Origin of the sequence: Kitasatospora sp. NPDC101155 (assembly GCF_044768305.1) — a bacterium.
Lineage (GTDB): Bacteria > Actinomycetota > Actinomycetes > Streptomycetales > Streptomycetaceae > Kitasatospora.
The window spans coordinates 1-6,109 of the sequence record NZ_JBIWPN010000115.1; the positions used below are offsets into that span (position 1 = coordinate 1).

1 protein-coding gene is annotated in these 6,109 nt (G+C 75.4%); it reads right to left on the reverse strand.

Going from position 1 to position 6,109, the window contains the following annotated elements; genetic code table 11:
* Positions 1-6,109, reverse strand: a 6,109-nt coding sequence (locus tag ACIRYZ_RS46030) for a type I polyketide synthase (protein WP_402955595.1), incomplete at both ends; no start/stop codon positions are given.

The following is a 6,109-nucleotide window of genomic DNA, read 5'->3' on the forward strand; positions in this document are numbered from 1 at the left end:
CATCCGCGTCGGCGATCTCCTCCCACTGGGCCCACGAAGGCGCGGTGTCCGCGGCAGGGCGCACCGGGGACCACTCGATCCCGTACAGCGAGCCCCCGGGCGCACCGGCGGTCAACTGCTGCGCCGACACCGGCCGTCCAACCATCGACCGCACCGACAGCACCGGCCGACCGAGCGAGTCGGCCAGCGCCAGCGCCAGCCCCTCGCCGCCGGCCCGGGACAACCGCACCCGCACCGCCGACGCACCGACGGCGCGCAGCGAGACCCCGCTCCAGGCGAACGGGATGCCCGTCTCGTCGCTGCCGCCCTCGACGATCCCGGGGTGCAGCGCGGCGTCCAGCAGCGCCGGGTGGATGGTGAAGCGCTTGGCGTCCTCCACCGCCTGCTCCGGCAGCACGATGTTGGCGAACAGTTCATCGCCGCGCCGCCAGAGCGCCCGCAGGCCTTGGAACACCGGGCCGTAGCCGAAGCCGATCTCGGCGACCCGCTCGTAGGCGCCCTCGACCGGTACCTCCACCGCGCCGACCGGCGGCCAGACCGAGGCGTCGAACGGCACCGGATCGTCGCCGGCGTCCAGCGCCAGCACCCCGGAGGCGTGCTCCGCCCAGGGCGAGTCCTCCCGGCCCTCGGGCCGGGAGTGGATGCCGAGCGGTGCCCGCCCCGACTCGTCCGGGGCGCCGACCCGCACCTGCAGCCGCAGCGCGCCCTCGTTCGGCAGGATCAGCGGCGCGACCAGCGTCAGCTCCTCGACCAGGTCGAAGCCGACCTCGTCGCCGGCGCGGATCGCCAGCTCCAGCAAGCCGGTGCCGGGGACCAGCACCGTGCCGTGCACCCGGTGGTCGGCCAGCCAGGGGTGCGACTCGACCGACAGGCGGCCGGTGAGCAGCACCCCGTCGCCCTCCGCGAGCTCGACCACCGCACCCAGCACGGGGTGCCGGGCCGCGCTCAGGCCGGCGAACCGCACCTCTCCGGTGCGCGAGGCGGCAGGCGCGGGCCAGTAGCGCCGGCGCTGGAAGGCGTAGGTCGGCAGATCGACCCGCTTGGCGCCGGTGCCGGCGAACAGGGCCGGCCAGTCCACCGGCGCGCCGTCCGCGTGCAGCCGGGCCAGCGCCCGCAGCAGGGTGGCCTCCTCGTCCCGGCCGCCGCGCAGCACGGGTACGCAGAGCGCCCCGGCCACCGACTCGGCGGCCATGCCGCAGAGCACGCCCTCCGGGCCGAGCTCGAGGAAGCGGGTCACACCCTCGCGGGACAGGGCGGCGACCCCGTCGGCGAACCGGACCGTCTCCCGGACGTGGCGCACCCAGTACTCGGGCGAGCAGACGAGCTCCTCGGTGGCGAGTCCACCGGTGACGTTGGAGATGACCGGGATCCGGGGCGCCCGGAACTCGATCCGCTCGACCACGGCGCGGAACTCGTCGAGCATCGGGTCCATCAGCGGCGAGTGGAAGGCGTGCGAGACGCGCAGCAGACTGGTCTTCCGCCCCAGGCCCGCGAAGTGCGCGGCGATCTCCTCGACCGCCTTCCGCTCGCCGGAGACCACCACCGAGGTCGGGCCGTTGACGGCGGCGATCGACACCGAGCCGCCCAGCAGCGGCAGGACTTCGTCCTCCGTCGCCTGCACGGCCGCCATCGCACCGCCGTCCGGCAGCGCCTGCATCAGCCGGCCGCGGGCCGTCACCAGCGCGCAGGCGTCGGCGAGCGAGAAGACACCCGCCACGTGCATGGCCGCCACCTCGCCGATCGAGTGGCCCGCCACGAAGTCCGCTCGCACACCCAGCGATTCGGCCAGCCGGAAGAGCGCCACCTCGACGGCGAACAGGGCCGGCTGGGCCCACTCGGTGCGGTGCAGCTCCTGGGCGTCGGTGCCCCAGACCACCTCGCGGACCCCGTCGCCCAGTTCGGCGCAGACCGCGTCGAAGGCCGCCGCGAAGACCGGGAAGCGCTCGTACAACTCGCGGCCCATGCCGAGCCGTTGCGAGCCCTGGCCGGAGAAGAGCACGGCGGTGCCGGCGCTTTGGGCCAGGCCCTCGACGGCACCGCCGGCCGCTGCCTCGCCCGCGGCCAGCGCGGCCAGGCCGCTCAGTGCGCCGTCCCGGTCCGCGGCCAGCACCACGGCGCGGTGCGGGAAGAGCGAACGGCCGGTGGTCAGCGACAGGGCGGCGTCGACCGGCCGCACCTCGGCGTCCGCCGCCAGGAGGTCCAGCAGCCGGGCCGCCTGGTCCCGCAGCGCGGCCCCGGACTTGCCGGAGAGCACCAGCGGGACGAGGCCCGGCGAGACGGTCTGACGGTTGGGCACCGGGCTGGACGCGGGGGCCTGTTCGAGCACCACGTGGGCGTTGGTGCCGCTGATGCCGAAGGAGGAGACGGCGGCGCGGCGCGGGCGGTCCAGCTCGGGCCAGTCCTGGGACTCGGTCAGCAGCTCGACCGCGCCCTCCGACCAGTCCACGTGCGAGGAGGGCTGGTCGATGTGCAGGGTGCGCGGTACGACGCCGTGCCGCATCGCCATCACCATCTTGATCACGCCCGCCACGCCGGCCGCGGCCTGGGTGTGTCCGATGTTGGACTTCACCGAGCCGAGCAGCAGCGGGTGTTCGCGGTCCTGGCCGTAGGTGGCCAGCAGGGCCTGGGCCTCGATCGGGTCGCCCAGCGTGGTGCCGGTGCCGTGCGCCTCGACCACGTCCACCTCGGCCGCGGAGAGCCCGCCGGCGGCCAGCGCCTGGCGGATCACCCGCTGCTGCGAGGGGCCGTTGGGCGCGGTCAGGCCGTTGGACGCACCGTCCTGGTTGATCGCGCTGCCGCGGACAACGGCCAGCACCTCGTGCCCGTTGCGCTTGGCGTCGGAGAGCCGCTCCAGCAGCAGCAGGCCGACGCCCTCGCCCCAGCCGGTGCCGTCCGCCGCCTCGGCGAAGGTCTTGCAGCGCCCATCCCCGGCCAGGCCGCCCTGCTGGGCGAACTCCACGAACGTGGCCGGGCTCACCATGGCGGTGACGCCGCCGGCCAGCGCGAGCGAGCACTCGCCGTTGCGCAGCGCCTGGGCGGCCAGGTGGAGGGCCACCAGAGAGGACGAGCAGGCGGTGTCGATGCTGATCGCCGGTCCCTCCAGGCCGAAGGTGTAGGCCACCCGGCCGGAGAGCACGCTGACGGCGGTGCCGGTGCCGGCGAACCCGATCAGGTCCTCCGGGATGTCGGTGAGCAGCGAGGCGTAGTCGTGGGACATCACCCCGGCGAAGACGCCGGTCCGGCTGCCCCGCAGCGACTCCGGATCGATGCCCGCCCGCTCGAACGCCTCCCAGGCCACTTCCAGCAGCAGGCGCTGCTGCGGGTCCATGGTCAGCGCCTCGCGCGGCGAGATGCCGAAGAAGTCCGGGTCGAACTCGGCGATGTCGCGCATGAACCCGCCGGCCCGGACGAACTCGCCGGTGTCCAGGCCGAGGTCCCAGCCGCGGTCGGTCGGGAATGCGGTGATCGCGTCCCGGCCGTCGGCGACCAGCTGCCAGAGCCCCTCGGGTGAGGCCACCTCGCCCGGGTAGCGGCAGGCCATGGCGACGATGGCGATCGGCTCGTCGCTCGCCGCCGCGACCGCGGCGACGGTGGCGGGGGCGGAGTCGTCCACCAACTCGGCCAGCAGGTACTCGGCGAGCACCACCGGGGTCGGGTAGTCGAAGACCAGGGTCGCCGGGAGCTGCAGGCCGGTGCCGGTGGCGAGGCTGTTGCGCAGCTCGATCGCGGTGAGCGAGTCGAAGCCGAGCTCCGAGAACGTCCGCTTCGGCTCCAGCGCCTGCGGGGAGACGAAGCCGAGCACGGCGGCCACCTGGGTGCGCACCAGGTCCAGCAGCGCCTGGGCGCGGCCGTCCTCCGGCAGGGCCAGGAGCCGCTGCCGCAGCGCAGAGTCGGCGGCGCGGGAGGCCGCCCGGGCGCGGCGGGCCGGACCGCGGAACAGGCCGCGCAGCAGCGGCGGCAGGGTGCCGGCCGCAGCCTGGGTGCGGAACACCGCCGACTCCAGGCGGATCGGTACCAGCTGCGGCTGCTCGGTGGCGAAGGCGGCGTCCAGCACCGCGAGGCCGTCCGCGGTGGCGAGCGGGAGGATGCCCGCCCGCTCCATCCGGGCCTGGTCCGCCTCGTCCAACTCGGCCGTCATGGCGCTGTGCTCGGCCCAAAGGCCCCAGGCGAGGGAGACCGCCGGGAGACCGGCCGCGCGGCGGTTGTGCGCCAGCGCGTCCAGCACGGTGTTGGCGGCGGCGTAGCTCGCCTGCCCGGCGCTGCCGAGCACGCCGGCGGCGGAGGAGAAGAGCACGAAGGCGGCCAGGGGGTGATCCCGGGTCAGCTCGTGCAGGTTGAGCGCGCCGTCCACCTTGGGGCGGAACACCCGGTCCACCCGATCCGGGCTCAGCGAGGCGATCACGCCGTCGTCCAGGACGCCCGCCGCGTGCACGACGGCGGTCAGCGGGTGCTCGGCAGGGATCCGCGCCAGCTCGGCGGCCAGGCCGTCGCGGTCGGCGACGTCGCAGGCGGCGAGCCGGACGGTGGCGCCCAGCTCGGTCAGCTCGGCGGCCAGCTCGGTCGCACCGGCGGCAGCGGCGCCCTGCCGGCTGAGCAGCAGGAGCTGCCGGACGCCCCACTCGGCGACCAGGTGGCGGGCGACCAGCGCGCCCAGCGCCCCGGTGGCGCCGGTGATCAGCACGGTGCCCGCGGGGTCGAGCACGGGCGCCGGATCGGTGGCTGGCGCGGCGGCCCGGGCCAGCCGGGCGACGTGCGGCACGCCGTCGCGCAGCGCCAGGCAGGGCTCGTCCAGGTGCAGTGCGGCGGCGAGCGCCTGCTCAGAGGCGTCCCGCCCGTCCAGGTCGACCAGCCTGATCCGGCCGGGGTTCTCGGTCTGGGCGGAGCGCAGCAGGCCCCAGGCGGCGGCTTGTGCCAGGTCCAGCGGCTGCCCGGCGTCCGCGGAGACGGCGCCGCGGGTCACGAAGACCAGCGGTGAGTCGTCCGGCAGCTCCTGGAGCCGGGCCAGGACCGCGCTGACGGCGTCGCGGGGAGAGTCGCCCTCGACCGCCAGCACCCGCGGCTCCGGGGCGGCCGGGTCGGGCGCGGGCAGCGGTACGGCCGGCCAGGTCAGCCGGTGCAGGGTGCCGGTCCAGGCGCCGTCGAGCGCGACGGTGGGCAGCTCGCGCAGGGTGAGCTGGTCGATGGTGGCCACGGGCCGCCCGGTGGCGTCCGCGACCGTGAAGGAGAAGGCGTCGGCGCCGTGCCGGGTCATCCGAACCCGGAGCGTGGCGGCGCCGGTGGCCAGCAGCGAGACGCCCGACCAGGCGAACGGGAGCTGCGGTCGGCCGGACTCGTTGGCGAGCAGGGCGCAGGCATGCAGTGCCGCGTCGAGCAGTGCCGGGTGGAGGGCGAAGCGGGCGGCCTCGGTGTGCTTCTCCTCCGGCAGAGCGACTTCCGCGTACACGTCCTCGCCGGCCCGCCAGGCCGCGCGCAGGCCCTGGAAGACGGGGCCGTAGCCGAAGCCGGCCCGGGCGAACTCCTCGTACAGGGTGTCGACCGGGACGGCAGCGGCCTTGGCTGGCGGCCAGACGGTCAGCGGAAGGGGCTCGGCGGCGGCGCCCGTGCCCAGGATGCCGCTGGCGTGCAGGGTCCAGGCGTCGTCCTCGGCGGACTCCGGCCGGGAGTGGATGGTGAGGGCACGCCGGGTGGCGTCGTCCGCCGCGGCGACCGCGAGCTGGATCTGCACGGCGCCGGACTCGGGCAGCATCAGCGGGGCCTGGAGGGTTAGCTCGACCAGCTCGTCGCATCCGGCCTGCTCGCCGGCCCGCAGCGCCAGCTCGACGAAGGCCGTGCCGGGCAGCAGCACGCTGCCCTGGACGGCGTGGTCGGCGAGCCAGGGGTGGGTGGAGAGCGAGAGCCGGCCGCTGAACAGGTAGCCGTCGGAGTTGGCGAGGACGGTGACGGCGCCCAGCATCGGGTGCTCGACCGAGCCGAGGCCCGCCGACGAGACGTCACCGACGGATGGCAGGTCGTCCAGCCAGTAGCGTTGGTGTTGGAAGGGGTAGGTGGGCAGGTCCAGGTGCTGTCCCGAACCGCCTAGCAGGGTGGGCCAGTTGACGGGCACGCCGGT